We start from the raw sequence: 19,749 nt of genomic DNA, 5'->3' as shown, positions 1-19,749 counted from the left end.
CGCCTTCGACGGGGAAGAGGCAAGGGGAAAAGCCATGGCGGAACAGCAAATGCAGGCGGCGAACGAAACCTATTCGGGCTTCCTCAGCCTGTTCAAGGTCGGCGCGATCGCCACCGGCATCGTGGCCATCGTCGTCGTCCTGCTGATCTCCTGACGCACGACCGCATGCGCATTGCTGTCCTGAGGGAGCTCGCCCCCGGCGAGTCCCGTGTCGCCGCGACCCCGGAAACCGTGAAGAAATTCATCGGCCTGGGCGCTGAAGTTGCCGTCGAGACCGGGGCAGGGGAACGGGCTTCGATCGCCGACGCCGACTATGCCGCCGCCGGTGCGAGCGTCGCATCGCGTGCCGACGTGTTGAAGGGCGCGGGGATCATCCTCGCCATCCAGGGGCCCGATCCGCAGGGTCTGTCGGGTTTCGCCGATGGCGCGTGGCTCGCCGCCGGGCTGAACCCGTTCGGCGAGCGGGCGCGGGTCGACGAATATGCCAGGCTCGGACTCGAGGCGCTGGCGATGGAGTTCATGCCGCGCATCACCCGCGCGCAGTCGATGGACATCCTTTCCAGCCAGGCGAACCTTTCCGGTTACAAGGCGGTGCTGATGGCGGCGAACGCCTATGGCCGCGCCTTTCCGATGATGATGACCGCCGCTGGCACGGTCAGCGCCGCCAAGGCCTTCATCATGGGCGTCGGCGTCGCGGGGCTTCAGGCGATCGCGACCGCGCGCCGCCTGGGCGCGCAGGTCAGCGCGACCGACGTGCGCTCGGCGACGAAGGAACAGATCCTCTCGCTCGGCGCCAAACCGATCTTCGTCGAAAGCGTGGCGGGGATCGAGGGCGAAGGCGCGGGCGGCTATGCGACCGAAATGTCCGACGAATATAAGGCGGCGCAGGCCGAACTGGTGTCGTCGCATATCGCCAAGCAGGACATCGTCATCACCACCGCGCTGATCCCGGGACGCCCGGCGCCGCGCCTGATCAGCGACGCGCAGCTCGCGACGATGCGCACGGGCAGCGTGATCGTCGACATGGCGGCCGAAAGCGGCGGCAATGTCGAAGGATCGGTGTCGGGCGAGACGAAGCGGATTCACGGGGTCACGGTGATCGGCGCGCAGAATATCGCCGCGCTGATGCCCGCCGACACCAGCGCGCTGTTCAGCCGCAACCTGTTCAACTTCCTTTCCGCCTTCTGGGACAAGGAACAGGGAAGGCCGGTACTCGACGAAGAGATCGGCAATGCCGTCCGCTTGACGCAGGGCGGCAAGGTCGTGAACGAGCGGTTGCTCGGGTAGTCAAGGAAGATCGGGAGATATAACATGGATTTCATTGCGATTTTCTCGATTTTCATCCTGGCCTGCTTCGTCGGTTATTTCGTGGTCTGGTCGGTGACGCCGGCGCTGCACACGCCGCTGATGAGCGTCACCAACGCGATTTCCTCGGTCATCATCGTCGGCGCGCTGATCGCCAGCGCCGCGGCGGGATCGCCGCTGTCGAAATGGCTGGGCCTTGCCGCGGTGGTGATGGCGAGCATCAATATCTTCGGCGGCTTCGCGGTCACCGGGCGCATGCTTGCGATGTACAAGAAGAAGGAGCGCTAAGGCGCTGCAATCCATGGATTTGATGACGAGGCGGGGACGGCCGGCTCGGCAGGGGAATTAGCATGCACGAACTCGCACCGATCAATCCCTGGGTGGCGCTGGCCTATCTGGTTTCCGGGGTCTTCTTCATCCTTGCGCTGCGCGGCCTGTCGTCGCCGGCTTCGGCACGGCGCGGCAATCGTTTCGGCATGGCGGGCATGACGATCGCGGTCGTCACCACGCTGGTGACGCACGAACTCGCCAACCCGGTCGAGGTGCTCGGCGCGATCGCGATCGGCGCCGTCATCGGCATCGTGATGGCGCGCAAGATCGCGATGACCGCGATGCCGCAGCTCGTCGCGGCGTTCCACAGCCTCGTCGGCCTCGCCGCGGTGGCGGTGGCCGCCGCCGCCTATCTGAACCCGGGCGCGTTCGGCATCGCCGACGAACTGGGCCAAATCTTCACCGTCAGCCGGGTCGAGATGGGGCTGGGTGTCGCGATCGGCGCGATCACCTTTTCGGGATCGGTGATCGCCTTCCTGAAGCTCAACGGCAATATGTCGGGCGCGCCGATCATGCTGCCGCTGCGCCATCTGATCAACCTTGGCACGCTCGCCGCGATCCTCGGCCTGATCGGCTATTTCCTGACCGACCAGTCGGGCTGGGTGTTCTGGACGATCACGGGCCTGAGCTTCCTGATCGGCTTCCTGCTCATCATCCCGATCGGCGGCGCCGACATGCCGGTCGTCGTCTCGATGCTCAACAGCTATTCGGGCTGGGCGGCGGCGGCGATGGGCTTCACGCTCGGCAACACCGCGATGATCATCACCGGCGCGCTCGTCGGCTCGTCGGGCGCGATCCTGTCCTACATCATGTGCCGCGCGATGAACCGCAGCTTCATCAGCGTGATCGCCGGCGGCTTCGGCGCCGACACCTCCTCGGCGGGCGGCGCCGCGAAGGAACAGCGGCCGTGGAAGCCGGGCAGCGCCGACGACGCGGCCTTCCTGATGAGCCAGGCCGACAATGTCATCATCGTCCCCGGCTACGGCATGGCGGTCGCGCAGGCGCAGCACGCACTGCGCGAGATGGCCGACCTGCTCAAGAAGGAAGGCGTCAACGTCAAATATGCGATCCACCCGGTCGCGGGGCGCATGCCGGGCCACATGAACGTCCTGCTCGCCGAGGCGAACGTCCCCTATGACGAGGTGTTCGAACTGGAGGACATCAACAACGAATTCGCCCAGTGCGACGTCGCCTTCGTCATCGGCGCCAACGACGTGACCAACCCGGCGGCGAAGACCGACAAGACGTCGCCGATCTACGGCATGCCGGTGCTCGACGTCGAGAAGGCGAAGACGGTGCTGTTCGTCAAGCGCTCGATGGGCGGCGTCGGCTATGCCGGGGTCGACAACGACGTTTTCTACATGGACCAGACGATGATGCTGCTCGGCGATGCGAAGAAGATGGCCGACGATATCGTCAAGGCGCTCAGCGGCAGCGGCCATTGACCTCGACCGTCGCGGCGGCGAAAGCGGGATCGTTATCGGTTTGAAACCGTTATCGATCCCGGCGTCGCCAGGATGACGAAAGAGGGACAATATTCACGATGCGCAAGATCGGCCTGATCGGTGGAATGAGCTGGGCCTCCACCGAGCTCTATTATCGCCACCTCAACAAGGGACTGCAGAAACGCATCGGATCGAGCTGTTCGGCGCCAATCCTGTTGGAGAGCCTCAACTATTGCGACCTGTCGCGGCTGACGACGCCCGAACAGTGGGCGCACGCGCAGGAGGTGCTGATCGCCTCGGCGCGGCGGCTGGAAAAGGCGGGAGCGACGGCGCTGATGATCGCCGCCAATTCGATGCACAAGGTCGCCGAAGAGGTCGCGGCGGCGATCGCCATCCCGCTGATCCACATCGTCGACGAAACGGGCGCGAAGATGCGCGCCGACGGCATCCGGACCGCGGCGGTGATCGGCACGCGCAACGTGATGACCGAGCCGTGGTTCCGCCAGCGGCTGGTGCGGCACGGGCTGACGCTCGCGCCCTATGACGCGGACAGCGCCGACGCGGTCGACCGCATCATCTATGACGAACTGATGCAGGGCCGCGTGACCGAGGATTCGCGGCGGACGATGCGCACCATCATCACCGACATTGCGAAGCAGGACGTGCAGGCGCTGGTGCTCGCCTGCACCGAACTGGTCATGCTCGTCGATCCCGACGCCAATGTGCTGCCGATCTACGACACGACGCGCATCCACGTCGCCGCCGGCATCGACTGGATTCTGGGCGACGAACCGTAGGCCGCCGCCGCGCGACAGTATCGGATTCTTAAGGCCGGACCGCTAGAGTGTTTTCAAGTCAGGCGGAACCGCCTGACGGCTCGGAAAACGCGGCAAGACAAGAATCTGGAGTGCCGGTTTTGATTCCATCAAAACCGAACGCACTCCAGGGCCGATCGGGACCGGTTGTGGGTGGGGGTGTTTCGAACGCGTGCGGGTTGCTCTGGCTCTTGTCTACATCGCGGTCCTGCACGGGATCGTGGCGCTCGCGCTGCTGCGCCCCGACCTGATCGACGCGCAGCGCTGGCGCGCGTCGTGGCTCCAGCCCGAACCGAGCGCCTATGGCGCGCAAAGCCACCGCCTGTTCCGTGCCATCGACGCCGACGCGGCGCCGGGCCGGTTGCTGCTGGCCGGCGACAGCCAGTTGCAGCGGCTCGACACCGCGGCGCTCGATATGCCCGCCTATAATTTCGCCGCGGGCGGCGACACGATGCGCGACGTCGCGCGGCGCATCGCCGACTATCGCCAGCCGGGCGAGGCGAAGGCGGTGGTGCTGTGGGCCGGCGTTAACGACCTGCTGCGCGGCCGCGACCCCGAAGCGGTGCGCGCGGCGTTCGAGCAGGCGGAGGCCGCCATCCCGGCCCCGACTCCGATCCGGCTCGTATCGATCGCACCTGTTGGAGCGAAGCCGCCCCGGCACGACCTGCAGCGCGCCATTGCGCGGACCAATGCGCTGCTGGCGCAGGCGTGCCGCGCGCGCTGCCGCTTCGTCGACGTGACCGCCGGGCTTGCCGGTGCCGACGGCGCACTCCGGCCGGCCTACGACAGCGGCGACGGCCTGCACCTGAACCGTGCCGGCGGACTGGTGGTGGCGGCTGCGATCAACGGCCTGCCGGTGGCGGCGCGATGAGCGGTGAGGCGCCGAAAATCCGGCTCCAGAGCCTCGACATCATGCGCGGCCTCGCCGCGCTCGCGGTGCTGCTGTTCCACTACAGCGTCATCCTGCCGCGCTTCGCCCCGGCAGCGCGGCCGATCCCCATCGCCTTCGAAGCGGGCGGCTATGGCGTCCACCTGTTCTTCGTCGTGTCGGGCTTCGTCATCCTGATGTCGCTCGAACGCAGCAGTGCGTCGCAATTCCTGATCTCGCGCTTCACGCGGCTCTATCCCGTCTATTGGCTCGCCTGCCTGCTGACCTTCGCGGTGCTGACCTCGTCGCACTGGATTGCCTACAGCGTCAGTGCGGGCGAATTCCTGATCAACCTGACGATGATGCAGTCCTTCGTGCGGGTCGGGGCGGTCGACGGCGTCTACTGGAGCCTTGCCTATGAGCTGGGTTTCTATGCCTTTCTCTTCACCGCCCTGCGGCTCGGCGGCGCGCGGATCGTTTCGATCCTGCCGCATTACATGGTGGCGGGGGCGGCGCTGTTTTCGGTCGCCGCGCCCTATATCCCGCATCCGCTGCACCTGTTGCTGATGCTCAACCAATATGCCGACCTGTTCGGCTGCGGTCTGGCACTCTACCTGCTGCGCACGCGCGGCTTTTCGCTCGCGCAGGCGGCGATCCTGCCCGCGACGCCGCTGGTCGAGGCGCTTTACGATGGCTGGCACGGGCTGATCGTCGTCGGCCTGATCGTGCTGGCGATGAGCTTCGCCTGCCTGACCCGCTGGCAGCCCGGACGCCTCGCGAGACCGCTGACCTGGCTCGGCGGCATTTCCTATGCGCTCTATCTGACGCACCAGATGCTCGGATACGCGCTGATCGCGCACCTGCAGGAGCTGGGGGTCGGACCCTGGGTGTCGTTCGCGGTCGCGCTGGGCTGTGCGCTGCTGCTCGCGCATCTGCTGACCCATTATTGGGAGCGCCCGGTGTCGGCGTGGATGAAGCGCCGGCTGACGGCGTGGGCCGCGCGCGTCCGCACTCCGCTTGCCGCGCGGGCGCCGTCCGGCTGATCCGCCGCCACCGGGCTTGGCAGCGCCGCGCGATTGTCCCATGATCGGCGTGAGAGGATGGGAGAAAGAGATGCGAGTCCACCAGCTGCCGCACGCCCTTGGCCTTGGGATCGCCGCCGTGGCGATGCTCGCGGCCTTCCCCGCGGGGGCAAAGACCATATCCGTCGCGCCCGGCGGCCCCGACGCCAACGAGGCTTTGCAGGAAGCGCTGATCCTGGCCGAGCCCGGCGACATCGTCGAACTGGGCGCCGGGGTGTGGAAGCTGACCGACGGGCTCTCGCTCGATGTCGACAAGGTCACGCTGCGCGGCGCGGGGACGAAGGAGGGCACCGGCTCGATCCTCGATTTCTCCGACCAGCAGGGGGCGGGCGAGGGGCTGCTCGTCACTTCCGACGACGTGTATCTGACGAATTTCGCGGTGCTCAACACCAAGGGCGACGGAATCAAGTCGAAGGGCGCCGACCGCATCGTCTATCACCGGCTGCGCGTCGAATGGACCGCGGGGCCGAAGGAGACCAACGGCGCCTATGGCATCTATCCGGTCGAGAGCAGCGACGTGCTGATCGACAGCGTCTATGTCCGCGGCGCGTCGGACGCGGGCATCTATGTCGGCCAGTCGCGCAATATCGTCGTGCGCGATTCGATCGCGACCGAGAATGTCGCGGGGATCGAGATCGAGAACAGCTTCGACGCCGACGTCCACGACAATGTCGCGACGAAGAACACCGGCGGCATCCTTGTCTTCGACCTGCCCAGCCTGCCGCAGCAGGGTGGGCACAATGTCCGCGTCTTCGACAATGTCGTCAACGACAACAGCACCCCCAATTTCGCACCGAAGGGCAATATCGTCGCGAGCGTCCCCACCGGCACCGGCGTGCTGGTGATGGCGAACAGCCGGGTCGAGATATTCGACAATGTGTTCGAGAACAACGGCACCGCCAATGTGATGATCGTCGGCTATCGCTATCCCTATCAGGACGACAAATATCAGCCGCTGCCCCGCGACATCGCCGCGTGGAACAACGAGCATGGCAAGGCCGGGTTCGCACCGGCGTTTCCGGGCGGGGCGGAGATCGCGGCGGCGATGGGCGGCGCGATCCCCCCGGTGCTGTGGGACGGTGCGGGGAGCGCGATCGTCAACGACGACGTCGCCGTGCTGTCGCTGAACCTGCCCGACGTATCGACGCCGCAGAGCGAGGCGAAGCCGTCGCCCGCCGACCTGAAAGGCGAGGCGCCGACGCCGCTTCCCGGCATCACGCTGCCCGCGGCGATGGAGGCGAAGGTCCGGTGAGGCGCGTCGCCGCCGCGCTGGCCGCCGCGCTGCTGTGTGCGAGCGGCGCGGTCGCGGTGTCCGAACCGGGGCCGCAGCAGGCGGTGATCGACGGCGATACGATGCCGCGCAAACTGTCCGAATTCGGCCTGTTTCGCGTCGGCACCAGCGAGCCGGTCGGCGGTCTGCTGCCCTATACGCTGCACACCCCGCTGTTCAGCGACTATGCCGAGAAGCACCGGCTGATCTGGATCCCGCCGGGCCAGCATGCCGAGGTGGCCGACGATGGCGCGATCGCCTTTCCGCTCGGCACCGTGATCGTCAAGAGTTTCGGCTGGCCCGACCGGGCGGGCGGCGCTCCGCTCGAGACGCGGCTGCTGATCCACCGTGCGGACGGCTGGGCGGCGCTGCCCTATATCTGGGACGCCGATGGGAAGGACGCGACGCTGGCGCTGGCCGGGCGGCGGGTTCCGGTGACGTTCCGGAGCCCCGACGGCGAGGCGCACAGCATCCGGTACGCGGTGCCCAACAAGAATCAGTGCAAGGAATGCCACAGCAAGGCGGGCGCGATCGTCCCGATCGGGCCGAAGGCGGCGAACATCGATTTCGGCGCGGCGGCGGCGCGCGGCGATGTCGCGCGGTTCCTGACCGGCCCGGCGCGGCCGGTCGCGCCGATGCCGCGCTGGGACGATCCGGCGAGCGGATCGCTCCATGACCGCGCGCGCGCCTATCTCGACGCCAATTGCAGCTATTGCCACAACCCCGAGGGTAGCGCGTCGAACAGCGGGCTGTTCCTGCGCTGGACCGACCCGGTGGGCGTCAATTACGGCGTCGGCAAGCGCCCGACCGCCGCGGGACGCGGCAGCGGCGGGATGGAGTTCGCGATAAAGCCCGGCGATCCCGACCACAGCTTCCTCATCTACCGCCTCGAAAGCCTCGACCCCGGCATCGCGATGCCCGAGATCGGGCGCTCGACCGTGCACAGGGAAGGCGTGGCGCTGCTGCGGCAATGGATAGCGGAGATGCCGAAAGGCGAGTGATGGCCGGACATACCGTCCGCTGCTTTTCGCCGGATGCTTGCCAAGAGCGCCAAACTGACCCTAGGTCGGGCCATGACCTCGCTCGTCCTCCACGATTATTTCCGCTCCTCGGCCAGCTATCGCGTCCGCATCGCGCTGAATCTGAAGGGACTCGCCTATGAGCGCGTCGAGATCAGCCTGATCGCGGGCGAGCAGAAGAGCGACTCCTATCTCGCGCAGAATGCGCAGGGCTTCGTGCCGCTGCTCGTCGCCGACGGGCAGACGATCATCCAGAGCCTCGCGATCATCGACTGGCTCGACCGCGCCTTTCCCGAACCGCGGCTGATCCCCGATGACGCGATGCCGCGCGCGGTCGCGCTCGCGCAGGCGCAGGTCGTCGCCTGCGACATCCACCCGCTCAACAATCTGCGCGTGCTCAAATATCTGAAGCGCGACCTCGGGCTCAACGAGCAGACCAAGGACCGCTGGTATCGCCACTGGATCATCGAGGGCTTCGACGCGCTCGAGGCGATGGCGGGCGACGGCCGCTATCTTGGCGGCGAAACGCCCGGAATCGCCGACTGCTGCCTGGTGCCGCAAATGTACAATGCGCGGCGGTTCGATGTGCCGCTCGATGCCTATCCGCGGCTCGTCGCCATCGACGCGGCGTGCACGGGGCTGGACGCGTTCCAGCGGGCGCACCCCGACGCGGTGAAGGCGGCATGATCCGGCTCCTCGCGGGGGTCGCGGCGCTGGCGCTGCCGGTGACGGCGCTGGCCGAGGAGACCGGCGACCAGGACATCGTCGTCACCGGCGCGGGATTGCTGCGACCGGCGCCGGGCGACGGGGCGCAGGGCGTGGCGGTGCTGCGCGATCTCGACCCCGGCCTCGGCTCGCGCATCGAAAACCGGCTGCGCGACGAGGCGGGGATCGTCCAGTTCCGGCGCTCCGACGGACGCACCGCGCATCCGACGAGCCAGGGCGTGACGCTGCGCGGGCTCGGCGGCAATGCGTCGAGCCGCGCGCTGGTGACGCTCGACGGCGTGCCGCAGGCCGACCCCTTCGGCGCCTGGGTCGCGTGGAGCGCCTATGACGCGATCCGGCTCGGCGGCATCGTCGTCGCGCGCGGCGGCGGCAGCGGCGCCGACGGGCCCGGCGCGCTCGCCGGCACGATCGGCCTCTATTCCGAAATGGCGGACGGCATCGAGGCGAGCTTCGCCCACGGCAGCCGCGACGGCTGGGACGCGACGCTCAGCGCCGGAGCGCGGCTCGGCGCCGGGCAGGTCGCGATCGACGGGCGCTACAGCCGCGGCGACGGCTTCGTGCCCGTAACGGCGGGACAGCGCGGCGCGGTCGATCGGGCGGCGCCTTATGAGCAGGGTGGGCTCGGCGTGCGGCTGCGGTTCGACGCGGGCGCCGACAGCCGGGTCGAGGCGAGCCTGCGCGGCTTTTCCGACCGGCGCGACCGCGGCGTCGATTTCACCACCAGCCGGATCGATGGGGTCGATGCCAGCCTGCGCTTCGTCCACGACCCGGCGGGCGCGACCCAGTGGCTGGCGCTCGCCTATGTCCAGCAGCGCGATTTCGACAGCGGTTTCGCCAGCGTCGCGGCGGATCGGAACAGCGTCGCGCCGGCGCTGTTCCAGCGCGTGCCCGCGACCGGACTCGGCGGGCGCGTCGAATTGCGCCCGGCGATCGGCGACGCCAATCCGCTGCGGGTCGGCGTCGACTGGCGTCGGACCGTCGGACGTACCGAGGAGGATTATTTCTTCACCGGCCTCGTCCCCGGCCGCCATCGCGTCGCGGGCGGCAGCAGCGACACGCTCGGCACATTCGCCGAATGGACCTCCGGCGATCCGCACGAAGCTTTCCTGTGGACCGTCAGCGGACGCCTCGACCGCTGGTGGCTCGCGGCGGGCTATCGGCACGAGTATAATTTCGGCGGCCCGCCGATCAGCGATGCGACCTTCGCGGCGCGACAGGGATGGGAAGGCAGCGGGCGCATCGGGCTGCGCTGGACCGCGAACGGCTTTTCGCTGCGCGCCGCGGGTTATCGCGGCTGGCGCCTGCCGACGCTTAACGAGCTCTATCGCCCCTTCCGCGTCGGCGCCGACGCGACCGCTGCGAACGAACTGTTGAAGCCCGAGCGATTGTGGGGCGGCGAAGTCGGCGCCGATTGGCAGGGCGGTGGAACGAAGCTGTCGGCGACGCTGTTCGCGAACCGGCTGTCGAATGCGATCGCCAACGTCACGCTCGCCACCGGTCCCGGCAATTTCCCCGGCGTCGGCTTCGTCGCGGCGGGGGCGACTTACAGCCAGCGGCAGAATCTCGACGCAATCGACAGCAAGGGGGTCGAGGTCAGCGCCGAGCAGGCGATCGGCCCCGCGGTGCTGCGCGCAACCTGGGCCTATACCGACGCGCGCGTCGATGCTTCCGGAGCAGCCGCGGCGCTCGACGGACGGCGCCCGGCGCAGATCGCGAGGCACGGCGCCAGCCTGTCGCTGCGCGACAATGGCGGCGGCCCCTTCGGCGGCTTTGCGACACTGCGCTATATCGGCGCGCAGAATGAGGACGACCTCGGCCTCCAGCGGCTGGGCGACGCGCTGACGCTCGACGCCGGGCTGTCGTGGCGGCTTTCCGGCGTGATCGGGATCGAGGCGCGCGGCGAGAATCTGTTCGACGAGCCGGTGCCCGCCGCCATCTCCTCCTCGGGGATCGTCGAGCGCGCGACGCCGCGCACCTTGTGGATCGGCACGCGCATCAACTTCTGATCGTCACGGTAACTTCGGACCTTCACAGCGCCGGGTTTGGCGATAAGAAAGGGCATGCCACCCAAGACCCTCAACCTCGACCAGTTCCTGCCGTATCGGCTGTCGATCGCGTCCAATTCGCTGTCGAGCCGGATCGCGGCCGAATATCAGAGCCGGTTCGGCCTCAAGATTCCCGAATGGCGGCTGATGGCCGTGCTCGGCGAAGGGCGGCCCAAGACGCAGCGCGAGCTGGTCGCGGCGACGCGGATGGACAAGGTGACGGTCAACCGGGCGGCAAAGGCGCTCGCCGATCGCAACCTGATCGCGCGGCAGGCGCACGAGGCCGACGGGCGCTCGCATCATCTGGAACTGACCGAGACCGGCCGCTCGCTTTACGATGCGATCGTTCCCGCGGCGCTGGCGACCGAGGCGCGGCTCGAATCGCATATCAGCGCCGCCGAGCGCGCGACGCTGATGACGATCCTCGCCAAGCTGACCGCCGCCGCCGAAGATTATGGCTGATCGGACCTATCGCGCCGCGCCTCCCGACGCGCTGCGCGTCGAACCGCTCGGCGACCTCACCCTGATCTTCGACCGGCGCTCGACGCAGACGCATATCGTGGTTTCGCCGATGCCTGAGATATTGGCGGCGATGGGTGCCGACGGCTGCAACGCCGCCGCGGTCGCCGCGCGGCTGGCAGCAGCATTCGACCTCGGCGACGCGGACGGCGCGCAGGCGCTCGTCGCCGAACGGCTCGTCGAACTGGCGGAACTGGGGCTGGTGGCGCCGGTGTGAGATATGGAACGCGCCTCGCGGTCGGCCCGGTGCAGTTCCGCATCGGCAGCGACTGGGCGGCGCCGATCGCCGCGCTGAACCGTCTCTACGCCGGCTATCCCGGCGACGAAGACCGCCCTGCCGACGCCACCGTGCGGCTGTTCGCGGCGCGGCCGTGGCGGCGCTGGCTGCGCCCATCGGTGCAGATCGGCGGCGACTTCACCGTTCCCGATGCGCTGCCGCTGCCCCTGTCGATGGGGCTGCTCGCGGCGGAGATGGGGATGAACCTGCAGGTCGCGCTCGGCTGGCGCCGCCACCTGCTGCTCCATGCGAGCGCGGTGGCGAAGGACGGACGCGCGGCGATCCTGTCGGGCGAATCGGGATCGGGCAAATCGACGCTCGCGGCGCTGCTCGGCGAGGACGGTTGGCGGCTGATGGGTGATGAATTCACACTGGTCGATCCCGCGAGCGGCGACGCGCTGGCGTTCCCGCGCGCCGTCAGCCTGAAGAACGCGGCGATCGCCGAGGTTGCGGCGCGGGTCGATCGCGCGCGCCTCGGCCCGTTGCTCGCGGGCACCCCGAAGGGCGACATCCGCCACCTGATACCGCGTGCCGACGCCGTCGCGGCGATGCACGATCCGGTGCGCCCGGCGCTGCTCCTCTTCCCGCGCTTCGGCGGCGAGGCGGCGGTCGAGCCGATGGGCGAGGGGGAGGCCTTCGTGCGCCTGACCGAAGCCTCGACCAACTATGTCGCGCTCGGCGAAACCGGTTTTGCCGCGCTGCTGCGGCTGGTGCGCGAGACGCCGGCCTTTGCCGTCTCCTATCCCGACAGCGCCACCGGCATGGCGCTCGTCGACCGGCTGTGGGCGGAGGCGGCGCGGTGAGCGCGGTGCGCGATCTCGTCGCGTTGCTTGCCGGGCGGCAGGACCCGGCGGCGCTGGCGCCGCGCGCGTGGGACGGGGTGATCTCGGTGGCGCGGGCAGAGGCCTTGCTGGGCACGCTGGCCTGCCGGCTCGCCGATGCGCCGCTGCCGCCGCCGGTCGCCGCGCTCTTTGCCGACCAGCGCGCGGCCGTCGCGGTCGCGCAGGCCCAGGCATTGTGGGAAGCCGAAATGGCGCGCCGGGCGCTGACGTCCGAACGGCTCGAATTCGTGCTGCTCAAGGGTACCGCCTATGCGGCGGCGGGGCTGTCGTGCAGCGAGGGGCGGCAGATCGGCGACCTCGACATATTGATCCCGTGGCACGAGGTCGGACGAGTCGAGAACGAACTGCTCGAATCGGGGTGGGAATGGGTGAAGTCGGACCCCTATGACGATGCCTATTATCGCGAGCATATGCACGAACTGCCGCCGATGATCCATCGCAGCCGCGACCGCATGATCGACGTCCACCACACCATCCTGCCGCGCACGCACCGCCGGACGCCCGATCCGCTGGTGCTGGTCAGCGAGGCGGTCGCCACGGCGGACGGTTTCACGGTGCTGTGTCCGGTCGACATGGTGTGTCACTGCGCCGCGCACTTGCTGGCCGACGGCGACCTGCAGGGCGGTCTGCGCAACCTGTGGGATTTCCACTGCCTGACGCGCGATTTCGCGGCCGCCGATCCGGATTTCTGGGACCGGCTCGCGGCGCGCGCGGACAAACACGAACTGGGGCCCGAGGTCGCCCGCGCGGCGCGGCTGGCGCATGCGCTTTACGGCGCGACGCTTCCGGCCGGGTGGAGCCAGCCGCGCGCGGCGGACCGCCTCTATGTGCGCCGCCTGCTCGCGCGCGACGATTGGGGACGCCCCACCGACTTTCTATTGCAGCAGGCCTTCTATATCCGCTCGCACTGGATGCGCATGCCGCCGGTCCTGCTCGCGCGGCACCTGTGGACCAAGTGGCGCCGCAATCAATAGGGTCTGTCCCTGTTCATCGGATGCCGGCGAGCAGCGGCACCAGTTCGGCATAGTCGTCGATCACATGATCGGCGCCCAGTTCCTCGACCGGCTGGTGCAGGAAGCCGAAGCTGACCGCGACGCTGGTCGCGCCCGCGCCGCGCGCCGCCATGACGTCGAAGATGCTGTCGCCGACAAAGGCGGTGCGCCCGCCGCCGCATGCTTCGATCATCGCGCGGATCGGTTCGGGCGACGGCTTGCGCTTTCCGGGCCCCAGCGTGTCGCCGCCGATGATCGTCGCCATGCGATCGGCGAGCCCCAGGTCCCCGAGCAGTTGGCGTGCGAGGTCTTCGGCCTTGTTAGTCATCACCGCGGTCCGGACGCCGAGCGCGTCGAGGCGGTCGAGCGCCGCGAGCAGGCCGGGGAAGGGACGGCTGTGGACCGCGATGTGCGCCCGGTAATAGGCGATCAATTCGTCGTAGAGGCGCGGTGAGGCATCGGCGGGGACGCCGCCGGTCGCCGCGAGTCCCTGTTCGAGCATATGCGCCGCGCCCAGCCCGACCATCGGCCGCACCGCCGCGACATCCTGCGGCGGCCGCCCCGCGACGCCCAGCGCGTGGTTGAGCGCGGCGGTCAGGTCGGCCAGCGTGTCGATCAACGTGCCGTCGAGATCGAAGCCGACGATGCGAAAGGGAAAGTCGCTCATGCGCGCTGCCATGGCGCGACGGTCTGGAAACCGCAATGATTTGCTGGCATGGCGGGGCGCATGAGCAACGCCTCCCTCCCGCCCGTCGCGGCCGTCATCCTTGCCGCCGGCAAGGGCACCCGCATGAAGTCCGACCTTCACAAGGTGCTCCACCCGATCGCGGGGCGGCCGATGCTGCTTCACCTGATGGACAGCTTTGCCGCGCTGGCCCCGGCGGCGACCGTGGTCGTCGTCGGCGACAAGCGCGAACAGGTCGAATCCGCGCTGGCCGGCACCGGTGCGGTGACGGTCGTTCAGGATCCCCAATTGGGGACCGCGCACGCGGCGCTACAGGCGCGTGAGGCGCTTTCCGGGTTCGGCGGCATGATTCTCGTCTGTTTCGGCGATTGTCCGATGCTGGCCGCCGATACCGTGCTGCGCTTGTGCGCGGCGCTCGACGCGGGCGCGCGGGTCGCGGTGCTCGGGTTCCGGCCCGCCGATGCCGCGGCCTATGGACGCATCATCGCCGATGCCGACGGAACGGTCCGCAAGATGGTCGAATATAAGGACGCCACCGCCGAGGAGCGCGCGGTCGATCTGTGCAATTCGGGAGTCATCGTCGCGCGTGCGCCCGATATGTGGCGCCTTCTCGACGCCGTCGGCAACGACAACGCGCAGGGCGAATATTATCTGCCCGACGTGGCGACGGGCGCGATCGCCGAAGGAGCCCGTGTCGTCGCGATCGAGACCGGCGCCGACGAAGTCGCCGGCATCAACAGCCGCGCCGAACTCGCCGCCGCCGAGGCGCAGTGGCAGGCGTTCAAACGGGAGGAGGCGATGGCGGCTGGCGTGTCGCTCAAGGCGCCCGACACCGTCTGGTTCTCGTGGGATACCGAAATCGGCCGCGACGTGACGGTCGAACCCAATGTCTTCTTCGGCCCCGGCGTGCGGATCGCCGACGGCGCGACGATCCGCGGCTTCAGTCATATCGAGGGCGCGGAGATCGGCGCGGGCTGCGAGGTCGGGCCGTTCGCACGGCTGCGCCCCGGAACCGTGCTCGACGAAAAGGCGAAGATCGGCAATTTTGTTGAGACCAAGAAGACGCATCTGGGCAAGGGCGCCAAGGCGAATCATCTGACCTATCTGGGCGATGCGACGGTCGGCGCGGGGGCCAATATCGGCGCGGGCACGATCACCTGCAACTATGACGGCTATTTCAAATATCGTACCGAGATCGGCGAGCGCGCCTTTATCGGATCGAACAGCGCGCTGGTCGCGCCGGTGCGGGTTGGTGCCGACGCGATCGTCGGTGCGGGCAGCACGGTGACGCGTGACGTCGGTGACGGTGAACTGCGCTTGGTGCGCGCCGAACAGTCGGTCAAGCCCGGCTGGGCCGACCGCTTCCACGACGCGATGCGCAAGAAGAAGGCGGCGGAGCAGAAAACATGAGCGACCGGTACGAGAACAAGCCCTTCCTGCGCTTCGTCGACGCCTGGGTGCTGAAGGCGATCGGCCACCTCGACCAGGCGACCGAAGCCTATTGCACCGCGATGGAGCCGCAGCTTCATCAGAGTTTCAACACCACCGGCCGCTGGCCGGAGATCGTCGCGAAGCAGATGAACTTCACCCCCGAGCTTCCGGCGCAGATCCGCAAGATATGGACCGACGGCAAGGCGCGCTTCGAGGCGGGAAACGGCGAGGCGGCCGACCCCGTGCAGTTCGCGATGATTTTCGTCGACCGGACCATGGGCGGCGGAGCGCAGGGTTGGCATGATATCATGATATGATATCAGTATATCATGACTCGCATACTCGCCGATTTGCCTGATGAGGATATCAAATGGCTCGACCAGCTTGCTGTCGAGCAGGGGAAGTCCCGCGCGGCGATCCTGCGCGAAGCGGTGGCGGCTTATCGACCGCAAACGCCGCTGGACTGGATCGAGGCCGGTTTCGGGGCGTGGAAGGATCGGACCGACATCGGCGACGCCGTTGAGTGGCAGCGGCGTGAGCGCGCCGGATCGACACGACCTTGGGACCCGGATTATCCGGAAGTGCGGGCGGAATTTCCCGATCTGTTCGACGAGCAGGATGATCGCGAATATGAAATTCACACAGCCTGGCTGGCCGAACAGGGAATAAAGCCCGGCGAAACCCATCCCGATCCGGCAAAGGCGATGCAGACCCGGCTGGGCACCAAAGCGAAACCGAAGAAGCGCGCGAAGAAGTGAGCGGCTTTGCTTTCGACAGCAATATCGTCATCGACTTGCTGCGCGGGTTTCCCCAGGCGCGCGCCGAGTTGGAACGCGCCGCGCAAAGGGGGCGGGTCTGGATCAGCCGGGCGGTGTGGATCGAGGTCATGTCCAAAGGCGAGGGCGACGGTCTGCGGCGCGCGGAAATCCTGCTGTCCGGTTTCGGGGTTGATGAAATCGACGCCGAAATCGGGGAGCGCGCCGCTGCGCTGCGGCGTGAGCGGTTTCGGCTCAAAGCCATGGATGCGATCATACTGGCGACCGCGCTTACGCGCGGTCGTGTTCTGGTCACGCGAAATATAAAGGATTTTCCGGCGGCGATGCCGGGCATCCGTGTCCCCTACACCCTATAGAAAGACTGTCGCCCATGTGCGGAATCATCGGAATTATTGGCAAGGCCCCCGTGGCGGACCGCCTTGTCGACGGACTCAGGCGGATGGAATATCGCGGTTATGACTCGGCGGGCGTCTGCACGGTCGAGGGCGGCGAACTGATCCGCCGCCGGGCCGAAGGCAAGCTGGGCGGACTCGTCAAGGAACTGGCCGCGCATCCGGCGCCGGGGACCGTCGGCATCGCCCACACACGCTGGGCGACGCACGGCGCGCCGACGACGAACAACGCCCACCCGCACGCGACGGGCGAGGTGGCGCTCGTCCACAACGGCATCATCGAGAATTTCCGGCCGCTGCGCGAGGCGCTGACCGCGCGCGGGCGCCGCTTCGAGAGCGATACCGATACCGAGGTCGTCGCGCATCTGGTCTCCGAGCGGATCGAGGCGGGGCAATCGCCCGAAGAGGCGGTGAAGGCGGTGCTCCCCGAACTGCGCGGCGCCTTCGCGCTCGCCATCGCATTCCGCAACCATCCCGACCTGCTGATCGGCGCGCGGCTCGGCTCGCCGCTCGTCGTCGGCTATGGCGACGGCGAGACCTATCTCGGTTCCGACGCGCTGGCGCTGGCGCCGCTCACGCAGAAGATCGCCTATCTGGAGGAAGGCGACTGGGTCGTCATCACGCGCGACGGCGCGCGGATTTTCGACCGCGACAACAACCCCGTCGAGCGCGACATCACCACATCGGGCGTCACCGCGACGGCGATCGAGAAGGGCAACTACCGCCACTTCATGCAAAAGGAGATTTTCGAGCAGCCGACCGTCGTCGCGCAGACGCTCGCTTCCTATATCCGCCCGCTCGAACAGACGGTGGCGCTGCCGCAGATGGATTTCGACCTGTCGCGGATCGACCGCATCACCATCGTCGCCTGCGGCACCAGCTTCTACGCCGGCATGGTCGCCAAATACTGGTTCGAGCAGTTCGCGCGTGTGCCCGTCGACATCGATGTCGCGTCGGAGTTTCGCTATCGCGACCCGGTGCTCCAGCCCGGCGGGCTCGCGCTCTTCATCTCGCAGTCGGGCGAGACAGCCGACACGCTCGCGGCGCTGCGCCATTGCAAGGCGCAGGGGCAGACGATCGCGGTCGTCGTCAACGTCCCGACCAGCAGCATGGCGCGCGAGGCAGACCTGCTCCTCCCGACCCATGCGGGGCCGGAGATCGGGGTCGCGTCGACCAAGGCCTTCACCTGCCAGCTCGCGGTGCTTGCCGCGCTCGCGGCGCATCTCGCGCTGCGCAAGGGGAAGCTCGACGCTGCGCAGGAACGCGAGATCGTCCGGCATCTGATCGAGGCGCCCGCCGCGCTCAACGCCGCGCTCGCCCACGACGAGGAGATCGCAGAAATGGCGCCGCTCGTCGCGCCGGCGCGCGACGTGCTCTACCTCGGCCGCGGCCCTGACTATCCGCTCGCGCTCGAGGGCGCGCTCAAGCTCAAGGAAATCAGCTATATCCACGCCGAAGGCTATGCCTCGGGCGAGATGAAGCACGGGCCTATCGCGCTCATCGACGAAGCGGTGCCGGTGATCGTCCTCGCCCCCTCCGGCCCGCTGTTCGAAAAGACCGTCAGCAACATGCAGGAGGTGATGGCGCGCGGCGGCAAGGTCGTGCTGATCAGTGACGCCGAAGGCCTGGCCGAAGCGGGCGAGGGCTGCATGGCGACGATCGAGATGCCCAAGGTCCACCCGCTGATCGCACCGCTCGTCTACGCCGTGCCGGTGCAATTGCTGGCCTATCACGTCGCGGTCGCCAAGGGGACGGACGTGGACCAGCCGCGTAATCTGGCGAAATCGGTCACGGTGGAGTGACGGGAGTTTTCGTCGCCCGCAATTCGCGATGGCGGCTCCTGCTGCTGCTCTTGGGGGGCGTCGCGTTTGTCGTCCTCGGCATCTGGCTGGCGGGGATCGCGAGGCAACCGCTCAAGCCGGGCGTGGAATGGATCGGCTGGCTGTCGGTCCTGTTTTTCGGTGCCTGCTCAATTCTGATATTCACGCGGTTGTTCGACAATCGCGACCAGATCAGAATTTCGTCCAGTGGCCTCTATTATCGCCAATGGTCCGAACAGACGATTCCGTGGGAGGAGATCGTCGAGATTTCCGTCTGGCAGTTCCGGCGTCAGAGGTTCATCGTTCTCCGCCTCGTCCGGCCGGATCGATATCCGTCGACCAATTTCACCGGAAAGATGGCGGGAGCGAACCGAATGCTCACCGGCGGTGACATCACCGTTAATCTGACCGGGCTGGATCGCGGGTTCGACGAGGCTTGGGCCGCGATCGAATATTATCGCGGCGCATGCCGTCGCCCCGCTTCCCCACCATTGGCCTTGGAGGGCTTCGGACGCCACCGTGTATAGCGCCGTCATCTTCGATTTCGACGGCGTCATCGCCGACAGCGAGGTGCGCGCGAACCGGACGCTTGCCGAAAGCCTGACCGCCATCGGGCTGCCAACGACCTATGAAGAATGCCTGCGCGACTATTGCGGGCATAATTGGCAGGAGACCGAGCGCCGGATCGTCGTGCGGCTCGGGCGGCCGTTGCCGCACGATTTCCGCGAGAGGCATCGCGAGCGGGCGCAGAAGCGTTTTGCCGAAGGTTTCGCGCCGGTGCCGGGGGCGCCCGAATTCCTCGAATCGCTGGGCTGCCTGCCGCGCGCTATCGCTTCGTCGAGCAGCCCCGCCTATATCGCCGCGTCGCTCGATCGCTTCGGACTCGCGCGCCATTTCGGACACCACGTCTACAGCGCCGACGGCTGGGCCCGCGGCAAGCCGCATCCCGACATCTATCTCGCCGCCGCGAACGGGCTGGGCATAGATCCCGCGGCCTGCCTCGCAATCGAGGATTCGCCGACCGGTGCGCGGGCGGCGCTCGCGGCGGGGATGACGGTGATCGGCTTCTGCGGCGGCGGCCATATCCTCGACCGCGCGGCGCACGGGGAC

At 67.9% G+C, this 19,749-nt stretch carries 21 protein-coding genes and 1 pseudogene; 21 read left to right on the top strand and 1 reads right to left on the bottom strand.

The genetic code is table 11. The annotated features are described in order from the left end of the window. The first annotated feature begins 165 nt into the window (after nucleotides 1-165). From ABS88_RS10095 to ABS88_RS10030, 14 genes are all read left to right on the top strand, one after another. Complete coding sequence (locus tag ABS88_RS10095) at nucleotides 166-1,287, top strand: NAD(P) transhydrogenase subunit alpha (protein ID WP_076075180.1); 1,122 nt, start codon at nucleotides 166-168, stop codon at nucleotides 1,285-1,287. A 24-nt stretch (nucleotides 1,288-1,311) separates the two neighbouring features. Beyond that, nucleotides 1,312-1,593, top strand: coding sequence for a proton-translocating transhydrogenase family protein (locus ABS88_RS10090; RefSeq protein WP_067106989.1), 282 nt, complete (start codon nucleotides 1,312-1,314; stop codon nucleotides 1,591-1,593). Between the two features lie 62 nt (nucleotides 1,594-1,655). Beyond that, nucleotides 1,656-3,080 (top strand): NAD(P)(+) transhydrogenase (Re/Si-specific) subunit beta, encoded by a 1,425-nt coding sequence (locus tag ABS88_RS10085; protein WP_076075184.1) that lies wholly within the window; start codon nucleotides 1,656-1,658, stop codon nucleotides 3,078-3,080. A gap of 98 nt (nucleotides 3,081-3,178) precedes the next feature. Further along, nucleotides 3,179-3,877: an aspartate/glutamate racemase family protein gene (locus ABS88_RS10080; RefSeq protein WP_067106984.1), complete on the top strand. Its 699-nt coding sequence runs from the start codon at nucleotides 3,179-3,181 to the stop codon at nucleotides 3,875-3,877. Between the two features lie 190 nt (nucleotides 3,878-4,067). After that, on the top strand, nucleotides 4,068-4,766 hold the full coding sequence (locus tag ABS88_RS10075) for a GDSL-type esterase/lipase family protein (RefSeq protein ID WP_076075187.1): 699 nt from the start codon (nucleotides 4,068-4,070) through the stop codon (nucleotides 4,764-4,766). Continuing rightward, the gene (locus ABS88_RS10070; RefSeq protein WP_076075189.1) at nucleotides 4,763-5,806 is read left to right on the top strand and encodes an acyltransferase family protein; all 1,044 of its coding nucleotides are present in this window, start codon (nucleotides 4,763-4,765) and stop codon (nucleotides 5,804-5,806) included. Before ABS88_RS10075 ends, ABS88_RS10070 begins: the two co-directional genes overlap by 4 nt. A gap of 70 nt (nucleotides 5,807-5,876) precedes the next feature. Then, nucleotides 5,877-7,097, top strand: coding sequence for a parallel beta-helix domain-containing protein (locus ABS88_RS10065; protein WP_076075193.1), 1,221 nt, complete (start codon nucleotides 5,877-5,879; stop codon nucleotides 7,095-7,097). Beyond that, complete coding sequence (locus ABS88_RS10060) at nucleotides 7,094-8,116, top strand: SO2930 family diheme c-type cytochrome (RefSeq protein ID WP_076075196.1); 1,023 nt, start codon at nucleotides 7,094-7,096, stop codon at nucleotides 8,114-8,116. Before ABS88_RS10065 ends, ABS88_RS10060 begins: the two co-directional genes overlap by 4 nt. A gap of 72 nt (nucleotides 8,117-8,188) precedes the next feature. Continuing rightward, nucleotides 8,189-8,821, top strand: a complete 633-nt coding sequence (gene maiA, locus ABS88_RS10055) for a maleylacetoacetate isomerase (protein WP_076075198.1) — start codon at nucleotides 8,189-8,191, stop codon at nucleotides 8,819-8,821. Beyond that, on the top strand, nucleotides 8,818-10,866 hold the full coding sequence (locus tag ABS88_RS10050; RefSeq protein WP_076075201.1) for a TonB-dependent receptor: 2,049 nt from the start codon (nucleotides 8,818-8,820) through the stop codon (nucleotides 10,864-10,866). Before maiA ends, ABS88_RS10050 begins: the two co-directional genes overlap by 4 nt. A gap of 54 nt (nucleotides 10,867-10,920) precedes the next feature. Then, nucleotides 10,921-11,367, top strand: a complete 447-nt coding sequence (locus ABS88_RS10045; RefSeq protein ID WP_067183428.1) for a MarR family winged helix-turn-helix transcriptional regulator — start codon at nucleotides 10,921-10,923, stop codon at nucleotides 11,365-11,367. Further along, nucleotides 11,360-11,641: an HPr-rel-A system PqqD family peptide chaperone gene (locus ABS88_RS10040; RefSeq protein ID WP_083675078.1), complete on the top strand. Its 282-nt coding sequence runs from the start codon at nucleotides 11,360-11,362 to the stop codon at nucleotides 11,639-11,641. The genes ABS88_RS10045 and ABS88_RS10040 overlap by 8 nt, the downstream gene beginning before the upstream one ends. Further along, entirely contained in the window at nucleotides 11,638-12,504 is an 867-nt protein-coding gene (locus ABS88_RS10035) for an HprK-related kinase A (RefSeq protein WP_076075210.1), read from the top strand. The genes ABS88_RS10040 and ABS88_RS10035 overlap by 4 nt, the downstream gene beginning before the upstream one ends. Beyond that, nucleotides 12,501-13,517, top strand: coding sequence for a nucleotidyltransferase domain-containing protein (locus tag ABS88_RS10030; protein WP_083675211.1), 1,017 nt, complete (start codon nucleotides 12,501-12,503; stop codon nucleotides 13,515-13,517). Before ABS88_RS10035 ends, ABS88_RS10030 begins: the two co-directional genes overlap by 4 nt. Before the next feature lie 13 nt (nucleotides 13,518-13,530). Here ABS88_RS10030 and ABS88_RS10025 read toward each other — a convergent pair whose 3' ends face one another. Next, nucleotides 13,531-14,202: an HAD-IA family hydrolase gene (locus ABS88_RS10025; protein ID WP_076075213.1), complete on the bottom strand. Its 672-nt coding sequence runs from the start codon at nucleotides 14,200-14,202 to the stop codon at nucleotides 13,531-13,533. Nucleotides 14,203-14,250: 48 nt separating this feature from the next. Between ABS88_RS10025 and glmU the strand changes: the two genes are divergently transcribed. The 7 genes and pseudogenes from glmU to ABS88_RS25030 form a co-directional block, all read left to right on the top strand. Continuing rightward, entirely contained in the window at nucleotides 14,251-15,630 is a 1,380-nt protein-coding gene (gene glmU / locus ABS88_RS10020; RefSeq protein WP_076075215.1) for a bifunctional UDP-N-acetylglucosamine diphosphorylase/glucosamine-1-phosphate N-acetyltransferase GlmU, read from the top strand. After that, complete coding sequence (locus ABS88_RS10015) at nucleotides 15,627-15,968, top strand: hypothetical protein (protein ID WP_286749675.1); 342 nt, start codon at nucleotides 15,627-15,629, stop codon at nucleotides 15,966-15,968. The genes glmU and ABS88_RS10015 overlap by 4 nt, the downstream gene beginning before the upstream one ends. 12 nt (nucleotides 15,969-15,980) lie before the next feature. Further along, nucleotides 15,981-16,409, top strand: coding sequence for a ribbon-helix-helix domain-containing protein (locus tag ABS88_RS10010; protein WP_083675079.1), 429 nt, complete (start codon nucleotides 15,981-15,983; stop codon nucleotides 16,407-16,409). Next, complete coding sequence (locus tag ABS88_RS10005) at nucleotides 16,406-16,783, top strand: type II toxin-antitoxin system VapC family toxin (protein ID WP_067106948.1); 378 nt, start codon at nucleotides 16,406-16,408, stop codon at nucleotides 16,781-16,783. Before ABS88_RS10010 ends, ABS88_RS10005 begins: the two co-directional genes overlap by 4 nt. 14 nt (nucleotides 16,784-16,797) lie before the next feature. Further along, a complete protein-coding gene (gene glmS / locus ABS88_RS10000; RefSeq protein ID WP_076075220.1) occupies nucleotides 16,798-18,621 on the top strand; it encodes a glutamine--fructose-6-phosphate transaminase (isomerizing) in 1,824 nt (607 codons plus the stop codon). Next, complete coding sequence (locus ABS88_RS09995) at nucleotides 18,618-19,166, top strand: STM3941 family protein (RefSeq protein ID WP_104959692.1); 549 nt, start codon at nucleotides 18,618-18,620, stop codon at nucleotides 19,164-19,166. The genes glmS and ABS88_RS09995 overlap by 4 nt, the downstream gene beginning before the upstream one ends. Continuing rightward, nucleotides 19,159-19,701 (top strand): annotated as a pseudogene (locus tag ABS88_RS25030) (HAD family hydrolase); the annotation flags it as partial. The gene ABS88_RS09995 and the pseudogene ABS88_RS25030, both read left to right, overlap by 8 nt. Nucleotides 19,702-19,749: the final 48 nt, after the last annotated feature.

The sequence above is a fragment of the Sphingopyxis sp. SCN 67-31 genome, assembly GCF_001725095.1.
Note: the sequence above shows the minus strand (reverse complement) of the source record. Positions and strands in the feature narration are given on the sequence as shown.

Coding starts and splice junctions, on each gene's coding strand:
- ABS88_RS10095 (WP_076075180.1), top strand. CDS start 166: ATGCGCATTGCTGTCCTGAGGGAGCTCGCCCCCGGCGAGTCCCGTGTC.
- ABS88_RS10090 (WP_067106989.1), top strand. CDS start 1,312: ATGGATTTCATTGCGATTTTCTCGATTTTCATCCTGGCCTGCTTCGTC.
- ABS88_RS10010 (WP_083675079.1), top strand. CDS start 15,981: ATGACTCGCATACTCGCCGATTTGCCTGATGAGGATATCAAATGGCTC.
- ABS88_RS10040 (WP_083675078.1), top strand. CDS start 11,360: ATGGCTGATCGGACCTATCGCGCCGCGCCTCCCGACGCGCTGCGCGTC.
- ABS88_RS10045 (WP_067183428.1), top strand. CDS start 10,921: ATGCCACCCAAGACCCTCAACCTCGACCAGTTCCTGCCGTATCGGCTG.
- ABS88_RS10080 (WP_067106984.1), top strand. CDS start 3,179: ATGCGCAAGATCGGCCTGATCGGTGGAATGAGCTGGGCCTCCACCGAG.
- maiA (WP_076075198.1), top strand. CDS start 8,189: ATGACCTCGCTCGTCCTCCACGATTATTTCCGCTCCTCGGCCAGCTAT.
- ABS88_RS10050 (WP_076075201.1), top strand. CDS start 8,818: ATGATCCGGCTCCTCGCGGGGGTCGCGGCGCTGGCGCTGCCGGTGACG.
- glmU (WP_076075215.1), top strand. CDS start 14,251: ATGGCGGGGCGCATGAGCAACGCCTCCCTCCCGCCCGTCGCGGCCGTC.
- ABS88_RS10015 (WP_286749675.1), top strand. CDS start 15,627: ATGAGCGACCGGTACGAGAACAAGCCCTTCCTGCGCTTCGTCGACGCC.
- ABS88_RS10085 (WP_076075184.1), top strand. CDS start 1,656: ATGCACGAACTCGCACCGATCAATCCCTGGGTGGCGCTGGCCTATCTG.
- ABS88_RS10065 (WP_076075193.1), top strand. CDS start 5,877: ATGCGAGTCCACCAGCTGCCGCACGCCCTTGGCCTTGGGATCGCCGCC.
- ABS88_RS10070 (WP_076075189.1), top strand. CDS start 4,763: ATGAGCGGTGAGGCGCCGAAAATCCGGCTCCAGAGCCTCGACATCATG.
- glmS (WP_076075220.1), top strand. CDS start 16,798: ATGTGCGGAATCATCGGAATTATTGGCAAGGCCCCCGTGGCGGACCGC.
- ABS88_RS10025 (WP_076075213.1), bottom strand. CDS start 14,202: ATGAGCGACTTTCCCTTTCGCATCGTCGGCTTCGATCTCGACGGCACG.